Consider the following 17,229-nt stretch of genomic DNA (forward strand, 5'->3'; position numbering starts at 1 on the left):
CGAAAGGATCCCCCACCATGCGCTGGCACAAGCGTCTGCTCGTCGCCGGGGTAGCCGGTCTCATGGCCCTGACCGCGTCCGCGTGCGCGGGCGGCCAGGTACGTGGCGCCGGCGGCACACCCCAGCCGCAGACGAGCGGCGGCGGCAGCCCGGCCGGCGGGCAGGCCAACGACGCCACCTTCGTCTACGCGCCCAACCACGACGTGGTCACCGACTGGGACCCGGCCACCTCCTACTCCAACGAGATCATCGCCCTGTCGAACATCTACGAGGGCCTGACCAGGTACGACTCCGAGACCAAGGAGGCCTCGCCGCGCCTGGCCACCGAGTGGACCTCGGCGAAGGACGGCAAGGAGTGGACCTTCAAGCTGCGGCAGGGCGTGACGTTCCACTCCGGCGCCACGTTCGACGCCACGGCCGCGAAGAAGGCCATCGAGCGGACGAAGGAGAAGAAGGGCGGCGCCGCCTACATCTGGGACCCGGTCGACAAGATCGAGGCGGTGGACGCGAGCACGCTGAAGTTCACCCTGAAGTACGCCGCCCCGCTCGACCTGATCGCCGCCTCCGGCTACGCCGCCTGGATCTACGACGTGGACGCGGTGGACGCCGACGGCAAGAAGACCGCCGGCACGGGGCCGTACACGATCGACACCTGGCAGAAGGGCAAGGAGACCGAGCTCACGCTGAAGGCGTTCGACGACTACTGGGGCGGCTGGAAGCCGGCGCAGTACAAGAAGGTCGCCTTCCGCGTCACGCCCGAGATCACCACCGCCTGGCAGCTGCTGCAGAAGGGTGAGGTGAACTTCGTCGAACGGCTGAACCCGCAGCTCTTCGAGCAGGCGCAGACGACGGAGTCGGTGCGGACCGCCGAGTCGCCGTCGTTCCAGAACCTGCTGGTGCTGTTCAACACGGCCGCGGGCCCGACGCAGGACGTCAAGGTCAGGCAGGCGCTGCAGCTCGCGATCGACTACGACGGCCTGGCGGCGGCGCTGGAGGGCGCCGGTCAGAAGGCCAGCGGCCTGGTGCCGCAGGGCCTGGTCGGGCACGCCAGCGGGATGGAGCCCAAGCAGGACCTGGCCAAGGCGCAGGCGCTGCTGGCCGAGGCGGGTTACGGGCCCGACCTGAAGGAGCTCAAGCTGAGCCTCACGTACGGCATCGGCGACGAGGACCAGAAGCTGCTGGTCACGCTGCTCAGCTCGACGCTCAGCAAGCTGAACGTGACCCTCCAGGCCAAGCCGATGAACTGGAGCGCGCAGTGGGACCTGGGCAAGAAGGGCGGCCAGGACGTCTTCGTCATGTACTGGTACCCGGACTATCCGGACGCCTACTCCTGGTTCCTCAACGTGTTCAAGAGCGCCGACAAGCCGCAGTTCAACCTCTCCTACCTGAAGAACACCGAGATCGACGCGGCCATCGACAAGCTCCCCGAGCTGACGGCCACGGACCGGCTGGCGGCCGTCGAGGAGTACAAGACCCTGCAAGAGAAGATCATCCAGGAGCAGGCAGCGGTGGCCGTGCCCTACGTGCAGAAATACCAGCGCGCCCTCTCCTCTGACGTACAGGGCTACAAGGACAACGCGGCCTACCCCAACGTCGTCTTCTTCTACGACCTGACCCGCGCCTCCTGACCATGCTGCGCTATCTGGCCCGCCGCCTCGGCCAGGCCCTCCTGGTCGTGGCCGGCGTGGTCGTGCTCACGTTCGCGGTGATGCGGCTCGTGCCCGGCGATCCGGCGGTGGCCTTCGCCGGGCCGAAGGCCACGCCCGAGCAGCTGGCCGCGGCCCGCGCGCGGTTCGGGCTCGACGATCCGCTGCCGGCCCAGCTGCTCACGTACGTGCGCGACCTGCTGGCCGGAGACTGGGGCGTCAGCCTGCGCACGCGGCAGCCCGTGCGGGACGACCTCTACCTCGCCTTTCCCGCCTCACTCGAACTCGTCGGCACGGCGCTGCTCATCGCGGTCGTGCTGGGCATTCCGCTCGGCGTGCTCGCCGCCCGCTATAAGACGAAATTTCCGGACTTTGGGGTGCGGGTCGGGAGCATGCTGGCCGTCTCCGTCCCCGTCTTCTGGCTGGCCCTGGCCCTCCAGACGATCTTCGCCAGCAACCTCGGCTGGTTCCCCATCGCCGGCGAGTACGACTCCGCACTCGACACCACCAGCCCGCTCACCCTCTGGACCAACATCACCGTCGTCGACGCCCTCATCACCGGGAACTGGCCCATCCTCACCAGCACCCTCGACCACCTGGTGCTGCCCGCCCTGGTCGTGGCCGCCTATCCCACCGGCGTCATCGCGCAGATGACCAGGGCCGCGCTCATCGAGGAGTCGGGCCAGGACCACGCCAGGCTGGAGCGCGCGCTGGGCTTCGGGGAGACGTCCATCCTGACCAGGTTCGCGCTGCGGCCGGCGCTCGGTCCCGTGCTGTCGCTGATCGCGCTGGTCTTCGCGTACGCGATCGTCAACGGCTTCCTCGTCGAGGCCGTCTTCAACTGGCCGGGCCTGGGCCGCTACGCCGCCGAGTCCATCCGCTCGCTGGACACCCCGGCCATCGCGGGCGTCACCCTGCTGGTCGCCCTGGTCTACGTCCTGGCCAACCTGGTCGTGGACATCCTCCAGGGCTTCGTCGACCCCCGGGCCAGGACACGATGACCACGGAGACACGGACACCGGAGACACAGCCGCTGCGCCGCACCCTGCCGCGCATCCCCGACCGGTTCGCCGCGTTCGGGGCGGTGCTCATCGTGGTCGTCGTGCTGGCGGCGGTGCTCGCGCCGTGGCTGGCGCCGTACCCGGTGGACGACCCGAGGCCGCTGGAGCGGCTGCTGCCGCCGAGCGGCGCGCACTGGTTCGGCACCGACCAGGTCGGGCGCGACGTGCTCACGAGGATCCTGTACGGCGGGCGCACCTCGCTGTTCATCGCCGTGGCCGTGCTGGCCGTCTCGGCGCTGGCCGGGGTGACGCTCGGCGTGGTCGCCGGGTACGCGGGCGGCTGGATCAGAGACGTGATCATGCGCGTCACGGACGTCTTCCTGGCCTTCCCCGCGCTGCTCCTCTCCCTGGCCCTGGCGGTGGTGCTGCAGCCCGGGGTGAACACCGTGATCCTGGCCATCGCGGTGACCTGGTGGCCCTGGTACACGCGGCTGGCCGCCTCCATGGCCGCCTCGATCGCCACCCGCCCCTACGTGGACGCGGCCCGCTGCCTGGGCGTGCCCGCGCCGCTGATCATCCTGCGCCACGTGCTGCCCAACTCGCTCACGCCCGTGCTGGTGCAGCTCTCGCTGGACGCGGGCGGGGTGATCCTGACCTCGGCGGCGCTGTCGTACCTGGGGCTGGGCGCGCAGGAGCCGACGGCCGAATGGGGGCTGATGGTGCAGCAGGGACAGACGCTGTTCACCACGAACTGGTGGGTGGTGACCTTCCCCGGGCTGGCGATCCTGGTGACGGCGTTCGCGTTCAACGTGCTCGGCGAGGGGCTGCGCAACGCGCTCGACCCGCGGAGGGCGGTCAAGTGAGCGATCACCTGATCGAGGCGCGCGACCTGCGCGTCAGCTACGGCGGGCGGGTGGTGGCCGAGGTGCCGCGGCTCGACGTGGGCGCGGGGGAGTGCGTGGCGATCGTGGGGGAGAGCGGCTCGGGCAAGTCCACGACGCTGCTCTCGCTGCTCGGCCTCACCCAGAATGCCGAAATATCAGGACAGGTACGGGTGTGCGGCGTGGACGTACTCACGGCCTCCCCACGCGCGCTGCGCGAGCTGCGCGGCGCGCGGGCGGCGCTGGTGATGCAGTCGCCGCACGCCGCCCTCAGCCCCGCCACCCGCCTCGGCGTGCTGATGCGCCGCGCGCTCAAGCTGCACGGCGTGCGGGACGTGGACAGGACCATGGCGCGGGCCATGGAGGAGGTCCTGCTCGACCGCGAGCTGCTGCGCCGCTATCCGCACGAGGTCTCCGGCGGCCAGGCCCAGCGCTTCGCCATCGCGCTGGCCATCGCCCTGGGCGCCGAGGTCATCCTGGCCGACGAGCCCACCAGCGCGCTGGACGTGACCGTACAGGCCGAGGTGGTCGGCGTGCTGCGCCGGCTCAGGGCCGAACGGGACCTCGCGCTGCTGCTGGTCTCGCACGACCTGGCCCTGGTCTCGACGATCGCCGACCGGGTGCTGGTCATGAAGGACGGCGCGGTGGTGGAGTCGGGCCCCGCCGCCACGGTGCTGGCCGAGCCGTCCCATCCCTACACCCGCGAGCTGCTGGAGGCGCTGCCGTGACCATGCTCAGGGCCGAGCTCAGGGCCGATCGGGTGACGCTCGGGTACGGCCGCCGCCCGGTCGTCCACGACGTGAGCATCGACATCACCGAGGGCGGCGTGGGGCTGATCGGGGAGAGCGGCTCGGGCAAGACGACGCTGGCCCGCGCGTTCCTGGGCCTCCTGAGCCCCATCTCCGGAAATATCTGGTACGGCGACCAAACGCTGAAAAAAGCGGACATGCGGAAGTTCCGGAGGGACGTCCAGCCCGTCTTCCAGGCCGAGGCCCTCGACCCCCGCATGCGCGTCGGCACCTCCATCGCCGAGGCTCTCCCGCGCGCCGCCCGCTCCCGCGTCCCCGACCTGCTCGAACAGGTCGGCCTCGATCCGGAACTGGCCGGCCGCCGCCCCCATGAGCTCTCCGGCGGCCAGCGCCAGCGCGTGGTGATCGCCCGCGCCCTGGCCGTCGGCCCGCGCCTGCTCATCCTCGACGAGCCCACCAGCGCGCTCGACGTCACCGTCCAGGCCAGGGTGCTCGACCTGCTGGCCTCCCTGGACACCGAGCGCCTGCTCATCACGCACAACCTGGCCGTGGTGGAACGGCTCTGCCGCACCTCCCACGTGCTCTTCGCGGGCCGCGTGGTCGAGTCGGGGCCCACCGCCGACCTGCTGGCGAACCCGGCCCACCCCTACACCCGGGCCCTGCGCGACGCCGTACCGAAGCTGGGCGGGGACCCGCCCGAGGCCAAGGGCAGGACCGAGGCCGTGCCCGCGGCCACCGGATGCCCGTTCCGGCTGCGCTGCCCGCTCGCCGTGGCGGCGTGCGAGCAGGCGCCCGAGCCGAGGGACGTCCAGGGACGTCAGGTGGCCTGCCATCGCGCGGAGGACGTCCTCACTTGAGCACCTGAAGGGCCTTCAGGTGCTCGTGGAGGTCGTCGGCGAGCTTGGTCATCAGCCGGTTGAGCTCGGCCCGGTCCGCACCCGACCAGCCGGCCAGGGCGCCCCCCAGCCACTCGTTGGTCACCCGGCGGCAGTGGTCCGCCGCCACGGTGCCCTCCTCAGTGAGCGTGATGCGCCAGGCCCGGCCGTCGTCGGGGTCGCGTACCCGCTCGACCAGGCCGCGCTGCTCCAGCGCGGCCACGTGCCGGGTCACGTGCGGGCTCTCCACCTGGAGGTTGTCGGCGATCGCCCCGATCCTGCGCGGCTCGCCGACGTCGCGCAGGTGGACGAGGATCTGGACGTCCGGCCGGTCCAGCCGGACGCCCGCCGCCTCGGTCAGCCGTTCGTGCGTCTTGCCCCGGTTGAGCATGGTGACGAGCCGGCGGAAGGCGGTCACCGGCGTCTGCAGATCCTCGTCCATCCGGTTGCTTACCTAACTTACGTATGTATTATCGGTTCTCGACTACTTACCTAAGTTATCCAAAGGAGCCGTCATGGCGACAGTCGTCGTGCCCGCAGCACGCGGGACGTCCACCGGAAATCCCTGGCCCGCCGTGGTCACGTTGTCCATCGCGGCGTCCATCGCCGCCATGCAGAACACCGCGGTGGTGCCGCTGCTTCCCGTGCTGCAACGGGAGCTGGGCACCTCCTTGACCGCCGTGAGCTGGACCCTCACGGTGAGCCTGCTGGTCGGCGCGGTGTCCACGCCGCTGCTCTCCCGCTTCGGCGACATGTACGGGCGGCGCCGCATGATCCTCGGAGCGCTGGCCCTCCTGGTGATCGGGTCGGTCATGGCGGCCCTGGCCACCTCGCTGGCCTGGCTGATCGTGGCCCGGGTGTTGCAGGGCGCCGTGTCCGCGCTCGTCCCCTTGTCCATCGGGGTGGTCCGTGACGCGCTGCCGCGCGAGCAGTTCGCGACCGGCGTCGGCGTGCTCAGCGCGACGATGGGCTTCGGCAGCGGCGGCGGCATGATCCTGGCCGGGCTGGCCTCGGGAGACTTCCACCTGGTGTTCTGGGTCATCGGCGGCCTCTCCCTGGCGGCCGGGATCGTCGTGGCCTTCCTCGTCCGCGACTCGGCCCCGCCCGTCAAGGGCCGTCCCGACCTGATCGGCGCCACGCTGCTCGCCACCTGGCTGGTGGCGCTGCTGCTGGCGGTCAGCGAGGGCGGCTCGTGGGGCTGGACCTCGCCCGGCGTGCTCGGGCTGCTCGGCACGGCGGCCGTGCTCGCGGCCGCGTGGGTGGCGGTCGAGCGGAGGGTGGCCGAGCCGCTGGTGGACATGGCGATGCTCGTGCACCGGGGCACGGTCGGCGCGACGGTGTCCTCGCTGCTGCTCGGATTCACCTTCTTCACCCTGCTGACCGGCATCTCCAGCTTCGCCCAGTCGCCCGAGGGATTCTCCGCCACGACCCTGCAGGTCGGGCTCTACCTGCTGCCGAGCACGCTGTTCATGCTGGTGATCTCACTGTTCGCGGGCCGCATCATGCGCCGCCTGCCCGCCTCGTCCATGGTGGCGACGGGCTCACTGGTGACAGGGCTGGCCGCGCTCTACCTGATGATCGCGAACGACGCCCCCGCGCACCTGTACGCGGCCTCCTCGATCATGGGCGTCGGCCTCGGCGTCGGATACGCGGCCCTGGGCACCATGGCCGTCGAGCACGTGGGCCAGGACAAGACCGCCGTGGCGTCGGGGGTGAACGCCCTGGTGCGCATCGTCGGCGGCAGCACGGCGGGCGCGGTGATCGCGGCCATCCTGGCGGCCCGGCCGGGTGCCGGCGGCTACCAGTGGGTCTTCGGGGCAGCCGCCGGGGCGGGCGTCGTCGCCGCGATCTTCGCGGCGGGGTTCGGATACCTCAACAGCAGGGCCGTCACAGCGCCGACTACCGGGCCGATCACAGGGCCGATCACAGGGCCTTCAGCCCGCTGATCACTTCCAGCAGCACCTTGGCGTCGGGGGCGGGCGGCGGCAGCTCGACCTGAACGAGCTGCTGCGCGTGCAGGTCGCCGACCAGCACCCGGACCACCCCGATGGGCAGGTTCAGCTCGGCCGCGACGTCCACCAGCCGGGTGGGCTGGGTGCACTTCTGCAGGATGATCAGATGCTCGGGGTCGAGGCCGCGCGGCGGCGCCAGGCCGCCGGCGGTGATGATCACCGCGATGAGGTCGATGGCCTCGCTCGCGGGCACCGTCCGGCCCCTGGTCAGCAGGTAGGCCGGAACGATGGGACCGGCGTCCTCGTCCAGCCAGCGTTCTTCAGTCACTTCGCACCACCCGCATGGGGCGCTCGGACTCCTGCTGAGCCGCCCTCGGGGCCTCGGCCTCTGGCTCTGCCACGTGCTCTTCCGGGATCAACACGATCGCGGTGGTCCCTCCATATGGTGAACCGCGCAACGTCACGCGGATGTCATGCCTGGCGGCCAGGCGGGAAACGACGAAAAGGCCGAGCCTGTCGCTGTCGGCCAGGTCGAACTCCGGCGGGCTGGCCAGCCGCTCGTTCAATTCGGCCAGCTGCTCCGCGCTCATCCCGAACCCGCGGTCCTCGACCTCGAAGGCGAAGCCCCGGGCCGCGGCGTCGCCGCGGACGAAGACCGAGGTGTGCGCGGGGGAGTAGACGGTGGCGTTCTCGATCAGCTCGGCGATGAGGTGGATCACGTCGCCGACCACGGGGCCGGCCAGGCGCTGGCCGGACATGGGCTCGACGACGACCCGCTGGTAGTCCTCCACCTCGGCCGCGGCGCCGCGGGCCACGTCGAGCAGCGGCACAGGACGGCTCCAGCCGCGTCCCGGCGTCGCGCCCGACAGGATGATCAGGCCCTCGGCGTGGCGGCGCATGCGGGTGGTGAGGTGATCGAGCTTGAACAGGTCGTCCAGCTGACCGGGGTCGGTCGCGCGGTGCTGCATGTCGGCGAGCTGGATGCGCTGGCGGTGCAGCAGCGTCTGGCTGCGCCTGGCCAGGTTCCTGAAGACGTGGCCGACGCCCTCGCTGAGCTGCGCCTGGCCGACCGCGGCCTCGACGGCGGTCTGCTGGACGGTGGAGAAGGCCTTGCCCACGTCGTCGATCTCGACCGTGGTGCTGGTGAGCGACACCTCGGGCACCTCGACGGTCTCGCCCTTGCGCAGCTTGGCGACCACGTGCGGCAGCCGTTCCTGAGCCACCTCCAGGGCGGCCAGCCGGAGCGTCCCGAGCTCCTTGGACAGCCGGTTGCCCATGCGCAGCGAGAACCCGATCGACACGATCACCAGCGCCAGGGCCGTGCCCGCGAGCAGGAACGCCCGCGACAGCACCTCGTCGGCCACCGGGTCGGCGCGCTCGTTCAGCGTCGTGCTGGCCCGCAGCTGGGCCTCCTGGAACGACCTGGCCAGGCCGTCGGTGGTGGACAGCCAGCCCTGCGGGGTGCCGCCGGCGATGATCTGGTCCTCCATCATCCGCATCCGCTGGTAGGCGGGGGAGGTGATGAGGGCGACCTGGGGATCGCGCAGCTCCGGGTCGAGCTCGCCGAGGCTCTGGTCCACGAGGAAGCGCCGGTTGCCCGTGATCTGGGTGAACAGCCTGCGCTCGGCCCTGGTCACCGTGCCGAGCCCGAGTGCCTGCTCCCTGGTCAGCAGCTCCTTCGCGTAACTCATGTCGATGGTCACGCGGGACTGCTCGTAGATCGGGATGTCGTCGATCAGCGCCACCCGGCGGTGCAGGCCGAACAGCGTGTCGATGATCGCGTTGTAGGCCTCCACGGTGTGCAGACGATCGGACAGGCCCGTGTCGATCTCACCTCGGACCGCGTCGAGCCTGTCTATCTGCGTGTACACCGCGTCCACCTGTGTGCGGATCTCTTCTGATCTGTTCTTGGACTTACTGGAAAGCTGCTTGAAGGCGTCCCGGGCGGCGTCGGTGCGGACCCGCTGCGCCGCCATGGCGGTCTTGTCGGCACCGCTCCGCAGGAACCTGGCCGAGATCAGGCGCTCGCGCTGGATCTCGGTGATCACTTTGTACGCGGGAAGGCGCAGGTTCGTCCAGACTGTCTTGTACTGACGCAGCTCCAAGCTCTCGCTCGCGGTGACGGCGGTGATGACCCCCCACAACACCACCATGGAGGCCAGTGGCACCAGTAGTAGTCCGATGATCTTCATCCGGATCGTTCGGCTACGACCCATGGCACCTCACTCCGGTTGGTCCCAAGCTGGCAACCCCGGACGGGACAAGCCCCGAGGATAGCAATTGGATCACCAGAATGCCCAATTTTTCGGGACTTTTGGACACACGAGTCCCTCTGGCATCGATCTTGGAGTAGGTTTCCCGGGTACATCGGCGACAGAGGGAGATGCGTTGCGCCGGCGAGTCTCAGCGGCCCCCGCGTCCGTCCTGGTGTCGATTCTCGTGGCGGTCCTGCTCACGGCCTGCTCGCCGCCCACCGAGGTGCGCCAGGCGCCGGTGGGGGAGTCGCCCTTCGTCTACGTCAAGAACACCGACATCATCACCGAGTGGGATCCCGCCCGCTCCTACTCCAACGAGATCATCGCCTTCCAGAACGTCTACGAGACCCTCACCCTCTGGAACCCGGTCACCAAGAAGTCGGCGCCCCGCCTGGCCACCGGCTGGCGGTCCACCGCCGACGGCAGGAGCTGGACCTTCACCCTGCGCTCCGGCGTGACGTTCCACACCGGCAACCCGCTGGACGCGGAGGCGGTCAAGGCCTCGATCGAGCGGACCATGCGGGCCAGGACCGGCGCCTCCTACCTCTGGGACGCCGTCTCCTCCATCCGGGTCGACGGGCCGCTGACGGTGACGTTCGCGCTGAAGTACCCCGTCCCGCTGGACCTGGTGGCCTCCGCCGGGTACGCGGCCTACATCTACGACACCAAGGCGGCCCCCGACCTCGGCAAGTGGTTCGCGCAGGGCAGGGACGCCGGGTCGGGTCCTTACACGGTGGCGAAGTGGAACAAGGGCAAGGAGGACGAGCTCACCCTCAAGGCGTACGACGGATATTGGGGCGGGTGGAACGAGCGGCCGCACTACAACACGGTCAAGTACCGGGTCGTGCCCGATCCCGAGCGGGCGTACCGGATGTTGCGCCGCGGCGAGGCGAGTTTCGTGGACCGGCTCGACCCGAAGCTGTTCGCCCAGGCCGGCGCCGCGCCGGGCGTGCGCACCTCGGACCGGCCGTCGTTCACCACGGCCATGATGCTGTTCAACACCGCCGCCGGCCCCATGAAGGACATCAGGGTGCGCAAGGCGGTGCAGCAGGCCATCGACTACCGCGGCATCGTCAAGGCGCTCAAGGGCTCCGTGATGCCGGCCAGCGGCGTCGTCCCCGAAGGGCTGCTCGGCCACGTACCAGGCCGGGTGCCCGAGCAGGACCTGGAGAGCGCCACCCGGCTGCTGCAGGACGCCGGCTACGGCCCCGGCGGCGAGCCGCTGCGGCTCCGGCTGACCTACGGCGAGGGCGAGGCCGACGAGGAGCTGCTGGCCAAGCGGCTGCGGGCGGCGCTGCGCCCGCTCAACGTCACCCTCAAGGTCGAGGGCATGCACTGGAACGCGCAGTGGGAGCGGGGCAAGAAGCGCGGCCAGGACATCTTCGTCATGTACTGGTGGCCCGACTACGCCGACGGCTACTCCTACTTCGGCCAGGTCTTCCGCGCCGCGAACCCGCCCGTGTTCAACCTGACCTACCTCAACGACCACCGCCTCGACGCGATGCTCGACACGGTGCCCGAGCTGACGGTCACCGACAAGCCCGCGGCGCAGCGGGTGTACGAGCAGGCCACGAAGCGTGTGCTCGACGAGCGGGCCGCCGCCGCGCTGCCCTGGGTGGTCAAGTCGCGGCGGGCGTTCCTGGGCGGCATCCAGGGCTACGACGACAACCCGGCCTATCCGGACGTCGTCTTCGTCTACGACCTCAAGCCGTCGGGCTGACGTCGTCAGGCCGGGGACTCTCCACCCGCTCCCGCAGCCGGGCCCTGATCTCCTCCGGCGTGTACGCCCGGCGGCGCCGTTCGGCCCGCGCGATGACCACGCCCGTCGCCGCCACACCCATGATTCCCGCCAGACCGAGCATCTTCCACCAGCGCATGTTGCCTAGGCTAGCCCTGTGCTGACTCTCGACGAAGCCGTCAAGGTGACCAGGACCGGCGATCTGTGGGTCTTCCGCGGGCGTTCCGTGCCCGACCGCGCCATCCAGACGATGACCAACAGCCCGGTCAACCACGTCGGCATGGCCATCGTGATCGAGGACCTGCCACCCATGATGTGGCACGCCGAGCTGGGCAAGTCGCTGCTCGACCTGTGGTCGGGCACCCACCAGCGCGGCGTGCAGCTGCACGACCTGCGCGCGGCGGTCACGACCTGGGCCGACCGCTACGACCAGCGCGCCTGGCTGCGCCAGCTGGAGCCGGAGGCCACGCAGGAGATGGAGGACGCCGCCCTGCGCACGGTCGCCCGGCTCGACGGCACCCCCTTCCCCTCCACCGCCCGGCTGGCCGCCCGCTGGGCCAGGGGCCGCGTGCCGCGCCGCACGCGCAAGGAGCAGACGGTGGAGAGCGCCTACTGCGCCGAGGTGGTGGCCGTCACCTACGAGGAGATGGGCCTGCTGCCCGCCGGTCGCCGCCCCAACTGGTACGACCCCGGCAGGTTCTGGAGCGGCGACGACCTCGACCTGCTCCTCGGCCGCCGGCTCGGCAACGAGATCACCGTCGGGGTCGAGCTGGAGCGCGCCCGCCGCCCCTGATCCAATACAGGGCATGACTAGCGTGAACGTCGCCGTGATCGGCGTGGGCAACTGCGTCTCCTCCCTGGTGCAGGGCGTCGAGTACTACCGCGACGGCGACGCCCCCGGCCTGCCGAACCCCGTCTGCGCCGGCTACGCCGTCTCCCAGGTCCGCTTCACCGCCGCCTTCGACGTGGGCGCCGCCAAGCTCGGCCGCGACCTGTCGGAGGCCATCTGGGCCGAGCCGAACAACGCCAGGAGATTCGCCGCCGTGCCGCATCTCGGCGTGCCCGTCACCGAGGGCATCCTGGCCGACGGCGTGGGCCCCGGCTCGGCCGGTCTGATCGATCCGCGCGGCGGCGCCACGCCCGGTGAGGTCGCCGGCCACCTCAGGCGGACCGGCAGTCATGTCGTGCTGAACTTCCTGCCCACCGGCGCGCAGCGGGCCACCGAGCTCTACGCGGCGGCCGCCGTCGAGGCCGGATGCGCGTTCGTGAACTGCATGCCGGCCGTGCTCGCCCGGTCGCCGGAATGGCGCGCCCACTTCGCCGCGGCCGGGCTGCCGCTGGTGGGCGACGACCTGAAGAGCTCGTTCGGCGCGACGCTGGTGCACCGGGCGCTGGTCGAGGCCCTGACGGCGAGCGGGGTCCACCTCACCGGCGGCCACCAGCTGCTGGCCGGCGGCAACATGGACTTCGTCAACCTGGAGGACCCCGAGCGGATGAAGAGCAAGAAGGCCACCAAGTCCACCGGTGCCGGGACGTCCACCCACGTCAGCGCGCAATACCTGCCTTTCATGGACGATCGCAAGGTCGCCTACATCCGGCTGGACGGCGTGGGCTTCGGCGCCTCCCCGCTGGAGCTGGAGCTGCGCCTGGTCGTCGAGGACTCGCCCAGCGCCGCGGGCCACGCCCTGGACGCCGCGCGGCACGCCAGGGCAGCCCTCGACCAGGGCGTCGGCGGTCTGCTCGAAGAGGTCTCCCTGGCGCTGATGAAGGCGGTCTGACGCACGCGGGCCGGCCGGGACGGACATCCGCAGCGCATCCTCGACGGCCACCGGCCCGTGGTGCCGCGCCGGCTGCTGCCCAGAGCCGTGGCCGCCTTCGCCGGCGGGCCGGGACGGCGCGACTGGCGTACCCGTGCCCAGGGACACGGCCGAGCAGCTCGCCCTCCACCGGAGCCGGCCGTCCGGCTTTCGGCTGAGTCGGTCCCCTGTGCCGGCCGGGGCGGTGGCAGGCTAGGGGGATGCGCCTGGCTACCTGGAACGTGAACTCGGTCAAGGCACGGCTGCCCCGCCTGCTCGAATGGCTCGCCGAGGCCCGGCCCGACGTCGTGTGCCTGCAGGAGACCAAATGCGCCGCCGAGGCGTTCCCTGTGGCGGAGGTGGGCGAGCTGGGCTACGAGGCCGCCGCCCACGGCGACGGACGCTGGAACGGCGTCGCGCTGCTGTCCAGGGCCGGGCTGGCGGACGTCACACCCGGCTTTCCCGGCGAGCCCGGCTTCGGCGAGCTCGACAGCGTCGGCGCGGCCCGCCCCGAGGCCCGGGCCATCGGCGCGACCTGCGGCGGGATCCGGGTGTGGTCCCTGTACGCGCCCAACGGCCGTACCGTCGACTCGCCCCACTACGCGTACAAGCTGGCCTGGTTCGCCGCCCTGCGCGACGCCCTCGTTCCCGAACTGGCCGCCGGGCCGCTGGTGGCCTGCGGCGACTACAACGTGGCGCCGACGGACGCCGACGTGTGGGACCCCGCCCTGTTCGTCGGCTCCACCCACGTCACGCCGCCCGAACGGCGGGCCCTGGCCGAGCTGCGCGACCTCGGCCTCACGGACGTGGTGCCGACGCCGATGAAGGGCCCGCACCCCTACACGTACTGGGACTACCGGGCCGGGATGTTCCACCAGAACAAGGGCATGCGGATCGACCTGGTGTACGCGAGCGCGGACGTGGCCGGGCAGGTGCGGTCGGCGTACGTCGATCGTGAGGCCCGCAAGGGGAAAGGCCCGTCCGATCACGCGCCGATCGTGGTCGACCTCGAGCGATAAAGGCAATTACAAACCGCTGTCGGCCGAGTATTCTGTGTTCTCACATGTTTCGGGGGGATCAAGCAGATCAAGGACCACGAGGGGGGATCTCCGTGGAACCTGCCGATGGACGCGTCATCCTGTTCGTCCTCATCGGGATCGCCGTGTTCGCCCTGGGGCGGCGCTTCCAGAACATGATCGTCATGCGTCAGGTCTGGAAGCAGAGCGCCAAGCAGGTGACGGCCAGAAAGGTCGTCGCGCACAACGCGGCGAAGTCGATGATCGGGATCACGGTCGTGGCACTCTTCGTGATCTGGCTCAGCGTCAACCTCAACCGCCTCATGTGAGCCGCGCAGGGCTGACGGTGGGGTGGGGCGTTCACTGACGTGCGGGCGGCCGGTGGGGTGGGGCGTTCACTGACGTGCGAGGGGTGCCCGGGCCGTCAACCCGTCGACGACCTCCTGCGGAGGGCCCAGGCGGCGACCAGGGCCACGCCGGCCGCCGCCAGCCCCACCGCCCGCGTCAACCGTACGGCGCGCCGGATGTCCTTGACCTCCGGTCTGGGACCGTCCCCCATCGTCGGCCGCTCCTCCACTCTTCCCGCGTACACGTTGGTCCCGCCCAGCCGCACCCCGAGCGCGCCGGCGAACGCGGCCTCGCACCGGCCCGCGTTCGGGCTGGGATGCCGGTGCCCGTCCCGGCGCAGGACGGCCCGCGCCTGCCCGGGATCAGGCCCGGTCAGCACGGTGAGCGCCCCGGTGAGCCGGGCCGGCACGTAGTTCGCGACGTCGTCGAGCCGGGCGGCGGCCCAGCCGAACCGCTCGTACCTGGGGGAGTGGTGCCCGATCATGGCGTCCAGCGTGTTGATCGCCCGGTACGCCAGCAGGCCCGGCACTCCTGCCACCGCCCCCCAGAACAGCGGGGCCACGACGGCGTCGGAGGTGTTCTCGGCCAGCGACTCGACCGTGGCCCGCGCGATCTCCGGCGCGTCCAGCCGGCTGGGGTCGCGGCCGCACAGGTGGGGCAGCCTGGCCCTGGCTCGTTCCAGATCGGCACCCTCCAGCGCGTCGGCCAGGTGGTCGCCCTCACGGGCGAGCGTGGTGCCACCGAGCACGGCCCAGGTGGCGACGGCGGTGACGGCCGTACGCGCGACCCGGTTGGGCGCGTACCGCATGGCCAGCACGCCGAGCGCGGCCGAACCGCCGACGCACACGGCGACGTGCAGCACGCCCCGGGCGCGGTCGTCCCCGTACAGGGACGTCTCCAGCTTCGCCGCGCCACGCCCGAACAGCGCGACAGGATGAACGGAACTGCGCGGATCGGCCAGCAGCCGGTCGAGGGCGACGCCGAGGGCGAGCCCCAGCGGGTCATACCAGATGTGCATGAAGCTCATCTTCGTGCACATCCAGCCAGGCCGCGGCACGGCGGATCCGCGCACCCGCCCCGCCCGCCCACATCTTCGCCCAGTTCCCCCCGGCCGCGGCGCGAGTGCGCATGACGGCGTAGGAACGGTGAAACCGGAGCCTGGCCAGGCCGAGCAGCCGACGCCGCTCCCGCGCGGAAACCCCGTACGCGTCGCAGAACAACCGCAACCGCGCACCCACGTCCACCGTACGCAGGAGCGGAGCCCGATCGACGGGATCGGCGATGGGCGCCCAGTGCCGCAGGGTCGTCACGATGTCGAACAGCCGCGTAGTAGGCCGCGCCAAATCAAAATCAATCATCCCGTACGGCCCGCCACCCGCCGCCGGAGCGCCCGAGCCCGAGCCTGAAGCGGACGAGGAGCCGGAGACCAAGCCTGAAGCGGAGGAGGAGCCGGAGACCGCCGAGGCGGATGGAGATGCGCCGACCGAGGCGGATGAAGACACGGATGGGGCCCAAAAAACCACATTATCCGGCGTCACATCACAATGCCCGATGACTTCCGGCTCCGCGTCATCATTCGACCCCCCTTCCCACCCCTCCATCGTGAGCGGAAACCCGGCCGTCGCATCATGAAACCGGCGCACCAGCAGAGCCAGCCCCGCCAGCGCCTCATCACTCACACTCTCCAGCCGCAACCCGGTCGTACCGGGCAGGTAGGTGAGGATCTCGCGCCCGAGCCCGTCCATCCCCACGACTCTGGGGGCGCCGTCGAACCCGGCCGCTTCCAGGTGTCTGAGCAGGGCGTGCACGGCGGGCGTCGACGTACTGGCCGGTCTGCGCACGGTGTCACCGACGCGCACCACCCCGTCTGTCACGTCCCCGCCCTGCAGGGGAATCTCATGCAGGAGCGTCGCGACCATGGCGAGATAGCTTAGACCCATTCGACCCGCGTCCGCCCCGCCTTTTCCAACCCTCCCCGTCGTCACCCGCGGCCCCGCTAGCCTGGCGCTTCATGCCGATCCTGCTGTCGCTGGCAGCGTTCCTGATGACCCTGCTCGGCGGGCTGGTCGCCGACCGCATCGGCCGGCACCGCCACCTCGTCCTCGGCTTCGCAGCCGGCGTCATGCTCGGCGTGGTCGCCTTCGACCTGCTCCCGGAGGCCCTCTCCGCCACCTCACTCACCCTGTACGGCGTCCCGGTGCCCATGCTCATGTTCGCCGTGGCCTTCCTCGGCATCCACATCGTGGAGCGCTCCATGGGCATGCACGACGCCCACGAAACCGACTACGCCACCCACCGCCACCACCGCGCCGGCGTCGGCCTCGCGGCCGGCTCAGCCTTGATCGCCCACAGCTTCCTGGACGGAGCCGCCATCGGCGCCGCCCACCAGACCGACACGTCCCTGGCCGTCGCCGTGGCGATAGGAGTAATCGCTCACGACTTCACCGACGGCTTCAACACGTACACGATCATCTCCCTCTACGGCAACGCCCGCCGCCGCGCCCTCACCCTCCTCACCCTCGACGCCCTGGCCCCCGTAACAGGCGCCACCCTCACCTCCGTCATCTCCATCCCGGACGGCCTCCTGGGCGCCTACCTCGGACTTTTCTCCGGATTCCTCCTCTACCTGGCCACCTCCGATATCCTCCCTGAGGCCCACACCCCCCGCCGCGCCACCGGCTGGACCCTGACGGCCACGGTCCTCGGGACGCTGCTCATGTGGGGTGTGATCGGCCTGACAGACTGACACGACGAAAACATGTACGTGACATGTCGCCGGATCATGCACAATAAGGCGGGAGCGCCCTTAGCTCAGCTGGATAGAGCATCGGACTTCTAATCCGACGGTCGCAGGTTCGAATCCTGCAGGGCGCGCTTTGTGATGTCGCACGACATCGGAAACCCTCGAACCTACGGGTTCGGGGGTTTCGTCGTGTTGGGGTTTGCCTGAGGTTGGTAGTCGCGGGTGGGGT

The 17,229-nt window shown here is 70.7% G+C and carries 18 protein-coding genes and 1 tRNA gene; 13 read left to right on the plus strand and 6 right to left on the minus strand.

The features are described from left to right. The first annotated feature begins 17 nt into the window (after nucleotides 1-17). The 5 genes from B0I32_RS41800 to B0I32_RS41820 are packed head-to-tail and all read left to right on the plus strand — an operon-like array spanning nucleotide 18 to nucleotide 5,134. On the plus strand, nucleotides 18-1,628 hold the full coding sequence (locus tag B0I32_RS41800; protein ID WP_106249149.1) for an ABC transporter substrate-binding protein: 1,611 nt from the start codon (nucleotides 18-20) through the stop codon (nucleotides 1,626-1,628). Between the two features lie 2 nt (nucleotides 1,629-1,630). Beyond that, nucleotides 1,631-2,647, plus strand: coding sequence for an ABC transporter permease (locus tag B0I32_RS41805; protein ID WP_106249150.1), 1,017 nt, complete (start codon nucleotides 1,631-1,633; stop codon nucleotides 2,645-2,647). Next, nucleotides 2,644-3,510, plus strand: coding sequence for an ABC transporter permease (locus tag B0I32_RS41810; RefSeq protein ID WP_106249152.1), 867 nt, complete (start codon nucleotides 2,644-2,646; stop codon nucleotides 3,508-3,510). The genes B0I32_RS41805 and B0I32_RS41810 overlap by 4 nt, the downstream gene beginning before the upstream one ends. Next, nucleotides 3,507-4,256 (plus strand): ATP-binding cassette domain-containing protein, encoded by a 750-nt coding sequence (locus tag B0I32_RS41815; protein ID WP_245956360.1) that lies wholly within the window; start codon nucleotides 3,507-3,509, stop codon nucleotides 4,254-4,256. Before B0I32_RS41810 ends, B0I32_RS41815 begins: the two co-directional genes overlap by 4 nt. A gap of 2 nt (nucleotides 4,257-4,258) precedes the next feature. Further along, the gene (locus tag B0I32_RS41820) at nucleotides 4,259-5,134 is read left to right on the plus strand and encodes an ABC transporter ATP-binding protein (protein ID WP_245956364.1); all 876 of its coding nucleotides are present in this window, start codon (nucleotides 4,259-4,261) and stop codon (nucleotides 5,132-5,134) included. Here B0I32_RS41820 and B0I32_RS41825 read toward each other — a convergent pair. Then, nucleotides 5,127-5,594: a MarR family winged helix-turn-helix transcriptional regulator gene (locus B0I32_RS41825; protein WP_106249155.1), complete on the minus strand. Its 468-nt coding sequence runs from the start codon at nucleotides 5,592-5,594 to the stop codon at nucleotides 5,127-5,129. The genes B0I32_RS41820 and B0I32_RS41825 overlap by 8 nt on opposite strands. Before the next feature lie 73 nt (nucleotides 5,595-5,667). On the opposite strand from B0I32_RS41825, the gene B0I32_RS41830 reads away from it, so the two are divergent. Next, a complete protein-coding gene (locus B0I32_RS41830) occupies nucleotides 5,668-7,098 on the plus strand; it encodes an MFS transporter (protein ID WP_106249157.1) in 1,431 nt (476 codons plus the stop codon). On the opposite strand, the gene B0I32_RS41835 is transcribed toward B0I32_RS41830, so the two are convergent. Both B0I32_RS41835 and B0I32_RS41840 read right to left on the minus strand, forming a co-directional pair. Then, nucleotides 7,076-7,432, minus strand: a complete 357-nt coding sequence (locus B0I32_RS41835; RefSeq protein WP_106249159.1) for a DUF742 domain-containing protein — start codon at nucleotides 7,430-7,432, stop codon at nucleotides 7,076-7,078. The genes B0I32_RS41830 and B0I32_RS41835 overlap by 23 nt on opposite strands. Continuing rightward, nucleotides 7,425-9,320 (minus strand): sensor histidine kinase, encoded by a 1,896-nt coding sequence (locus B0I32_RS41840; protein ID WP_245956361.1) that lies wholly within the window; start codon nucleotides 9,318-9,320, stop codon nucleotides 7,425-7,427. Before B0I32_RS41840 ends, B0I32_RS41835 begins: the two co-directional genes overlap by 8 nt. 172 nt (nucleotides 9,321-9,492) lie before the next feature. Between B0I32_RS41840 and B0I32_RS41845 the strand changes: the two genes are divergently transcribed. Further along, complete coding sequence (locus B0I32_RS41845) at nucleotides 9,493-11,079, plus strand: ABC transporter substrate-binding protein (RefSeq protein WP_106249162.1); 1,587 nt, start codon at nucleotides 9,493-9,495, stop codon at nucleotides 11,077-11,079. Here the strand turns inward: B0I32_RS41845 and B0I32_RS58235 are convergent. Beyond that, nucleotides 11,063-11,236: a hypothetical protein gene (locus tag B0I32_RS58235; RefSeq protein ID WP_181308370.1), complete on the minus strand. Its 174-nt coding sequence runs from the start codon at nucleotides 11,234-11,236 to the stop codon at nucleotides 11,063-11,065. The genes B0I32_RS41845 and B0I32_RS58235 overlap by 17 nt on opposite strands. Before the next feature lie 21 nt (nucleotides 11,237-11,257). Between B0I32_RS58235 and B0I32_RS41850 the strand changes: the two genes are divergently transcribed. The 4 genes from B0I32_RS41850 (at nucleotide 11,258) to B0I32_RS41865 (ending at nucleotide 14,238) form a co-directional block, all read left to right on the plus strand. Further along, nucleotides 11,258-11,890, plus strand: coding sequence for a hypothetical protein (locus B0I32_RS41850; protein ID WP_219912291.1), 633 nt, complete (start codon nucleotides 11,258-11,260; stop codon nucleotides 11,888-11,890). A 13-nt stretch (nucleotides 11,891-11,903) separates the two neighbouring features. Then, nucleotides 11,904-12,875 (plus strand): inositol-3-phosphate synthase, encoded by a 972-nt coding sequence (locus tag B0I32_RS41855; RefSeq protein ID WP_146178509.1) that lies wholly within the window; start codon nucleotides 11,904-11,906, stop codon nucleotides 12,873-12,875. 239 nt (nucleotides 12,876-13,114) lie between these two features. Next, the gene (locus B0I32_RS41860) at nucleotides 13,115-13,912 is read left to right on the plus strand and encodes an exodeoxyribonuclease III (RefSeq protein WP_106249166.1); all 798 of its coding nucleotides are present in this window, start codon (nucleotides 13,115-13,117) and stop codon (nucleotides 13,910-13,912) included. Nucleotides 13,913-14,004: 92 nt separating this feature from the next. Further along, the gene (locus B0I32_RS41865) at nucleotides 14,005-14,238 is read left to right on the plus strand and encodes a hypothetical protein (RefSeq protein WP_106249168.1); all 234 of its coding nucleotides are present in this window, start codon (nucleotides 14,005-14,007) and stop codon (nucleotides 14,236-14,238) included. 95 nt (nucleotides 14,239-14,333) lie between these two features. Here the strand turns inward: B0I32_RS41865 and B0I32_RS41870 are convergent, their stop codons facing one another. Both B0I32_RS41870 and B0I32_RS60440 read right to left on the minus strand, forming a co-directional pair. After that, nucleotides 14,334-15,275, minus strand: coding sequence for a cobalamin biosynthesis protein (locus B0I32_RS41870; protein ID WP_181308372.1), 942 nt, complete (start codon nucleotides 15,273-15,275; stop codon nucleotides 14,334-14,336). Continuing rightward, the gene (locus tag B0I32_RS60440) at nucleotides 15,259-16,176 is read right to left on the minus strand and encodes a protein kinase family protein (protein WP_245956362.1); all 918 of its coding nucleotides are present in this window, start codon (nucleotides 16,174-16,176) and stop codon (nucleotides 15,259-15,261) included. Before B0I32_RS60440 ends, B0I32_RS41870 begins: the two co-directional genes overlap by 17 nt. Before the next feature lie 92 nt (nucleotides 16,177-16,268). Here B0I32_RS60440 and B0I32_RS41885 point away from each other — a divergent pair, with 92 nt between their 5' ends. After that, nucleotides 16,269-17,003 (plus strand): ZIP family metal transporter, encoded by a 735-nt coding sequence (locus B0I32_RS41885; RefSeq protein WP_106249171.1) that lies wholly within the window; start codon nucleotides 16,269-16,271, stop codon nucleotides 17,001-17,003. Nucleotides 17,004-17,057: 54 nt separating this feature from the next. After that, a tRNA-Arg gene (locus B0I32_RS41890) sits at nucleotides 17,058-17,131 on the plus strand. Nucleotides 17,132-17,229: the final 98 nt, after the last annotated feature.

This window comes from Nonomuraea fuscirosea, from assembly GCF_003001935.1.
In the GTDB taxonomy this organism is placed as follows: domain Bacteria; phylum Actinomycetota; class Actinomycetes; order Streptosporangiales; family Streptosporangiaceae; genus Nonomuraea; species Nonomuraea fuscirosea.

Excerpts from the sequence above, each read along its gene's own strand:
- B0I32_RS41800 (WP_106249149.1), top strand. The coding sequence starts at position 18 with ATGCGCTGGCACAAGCGTCTGCTCGTCGCCGGGGTAGCCGGTCTCATG.
- B0I32_RS41805 (WP_106249150.1), top strand. The coding sequence starts at position 1,631 with ATGCTGCGCTATCTGGCCCGCCGCCTCGGCCAGGCCCTCCTGGTCGTG.
- B0I32_RS41810 (WP_106249152.1), top strand. The coding sequence starts at position 2,644 with ATGACCACGGAGACACGGACACCGGAGACACAGCCGCTGCGCCGCACC.
- B0I32_RS41820 (WP_245956364.1), top strand. The coding sequence starts at position 4,259 with ATGCTCAGGGCCGAGCTCAGGGCCGATCGGGTGACGCTCGGGTACGGC.
- B0I32_RS41825 (WP_106249155.1), bottom strand. The coding sequence starts at position 5,594 with ATGGACGAGGATCTGCAGACGCCGGTGACCGCCTTCCGCCGGCTCGTC.
- B0I32_RS41830 (WP_106249157.1), top strand. The coding sequence starts at position 5,668 with ATGGCGACAGTCGTCGTGCCCGCAGCACGCGGGACGTCCACCGGAAAT.
- B0I32_RS41840 (WP_245956361.1), bottom strand. The coding sequence starts at position 9,320 with ATGGGTCGTAGCCGAACGATCCGGATGAAGATCATCGGACTACTACTG.
- B0I32_RS58235 (WP_181308370.1), bottom strand. The coding sequence starts at position 11,236 with ATGCGCTGGTGGAAGATGCTCGGTCTGGCGGGAATCATGGGTGTGGCG.
- B0I32_RS41855 (WP_146178509.1), top strand. The coding sequence starts at position 11,904 with ATGACTAGCGTGAACGTCGCCGTGATCGGCGTGGGCAACTGCGTCTCC.
- B0I32_RS41860 (WP_106249166.1), top strand. The coding sequence starts at position 13,115 with ATGCGCCTGGCTACCTGGAACGTGAACTCGGTCAAGGCACGGCTGCCC.
- B0I32_RS41870 (WP_181308372.1), bottom strand. The coding sequence starts at position 15,275 with ATGCACATCTGGTATGACCCGCTGGGGCTCGCCCTCGGCGTCGCCCTC.
- B0I32_RS60440 (WP_245956362.1), bottom strand. The coding sequence starts at position 16,176 with ATGGTCGCGACGCTCCTGCATGAGATTCCCCTGCAGGGCGGGGACGTG.
- B0I32_RS41885 (WP_106249171.1), top strand. The coding sequence starts at position 16,269 with ATGCCGATCCTGCTGTCGCTGGCAGCGTTCCTGATGACCCTGCTCGGC.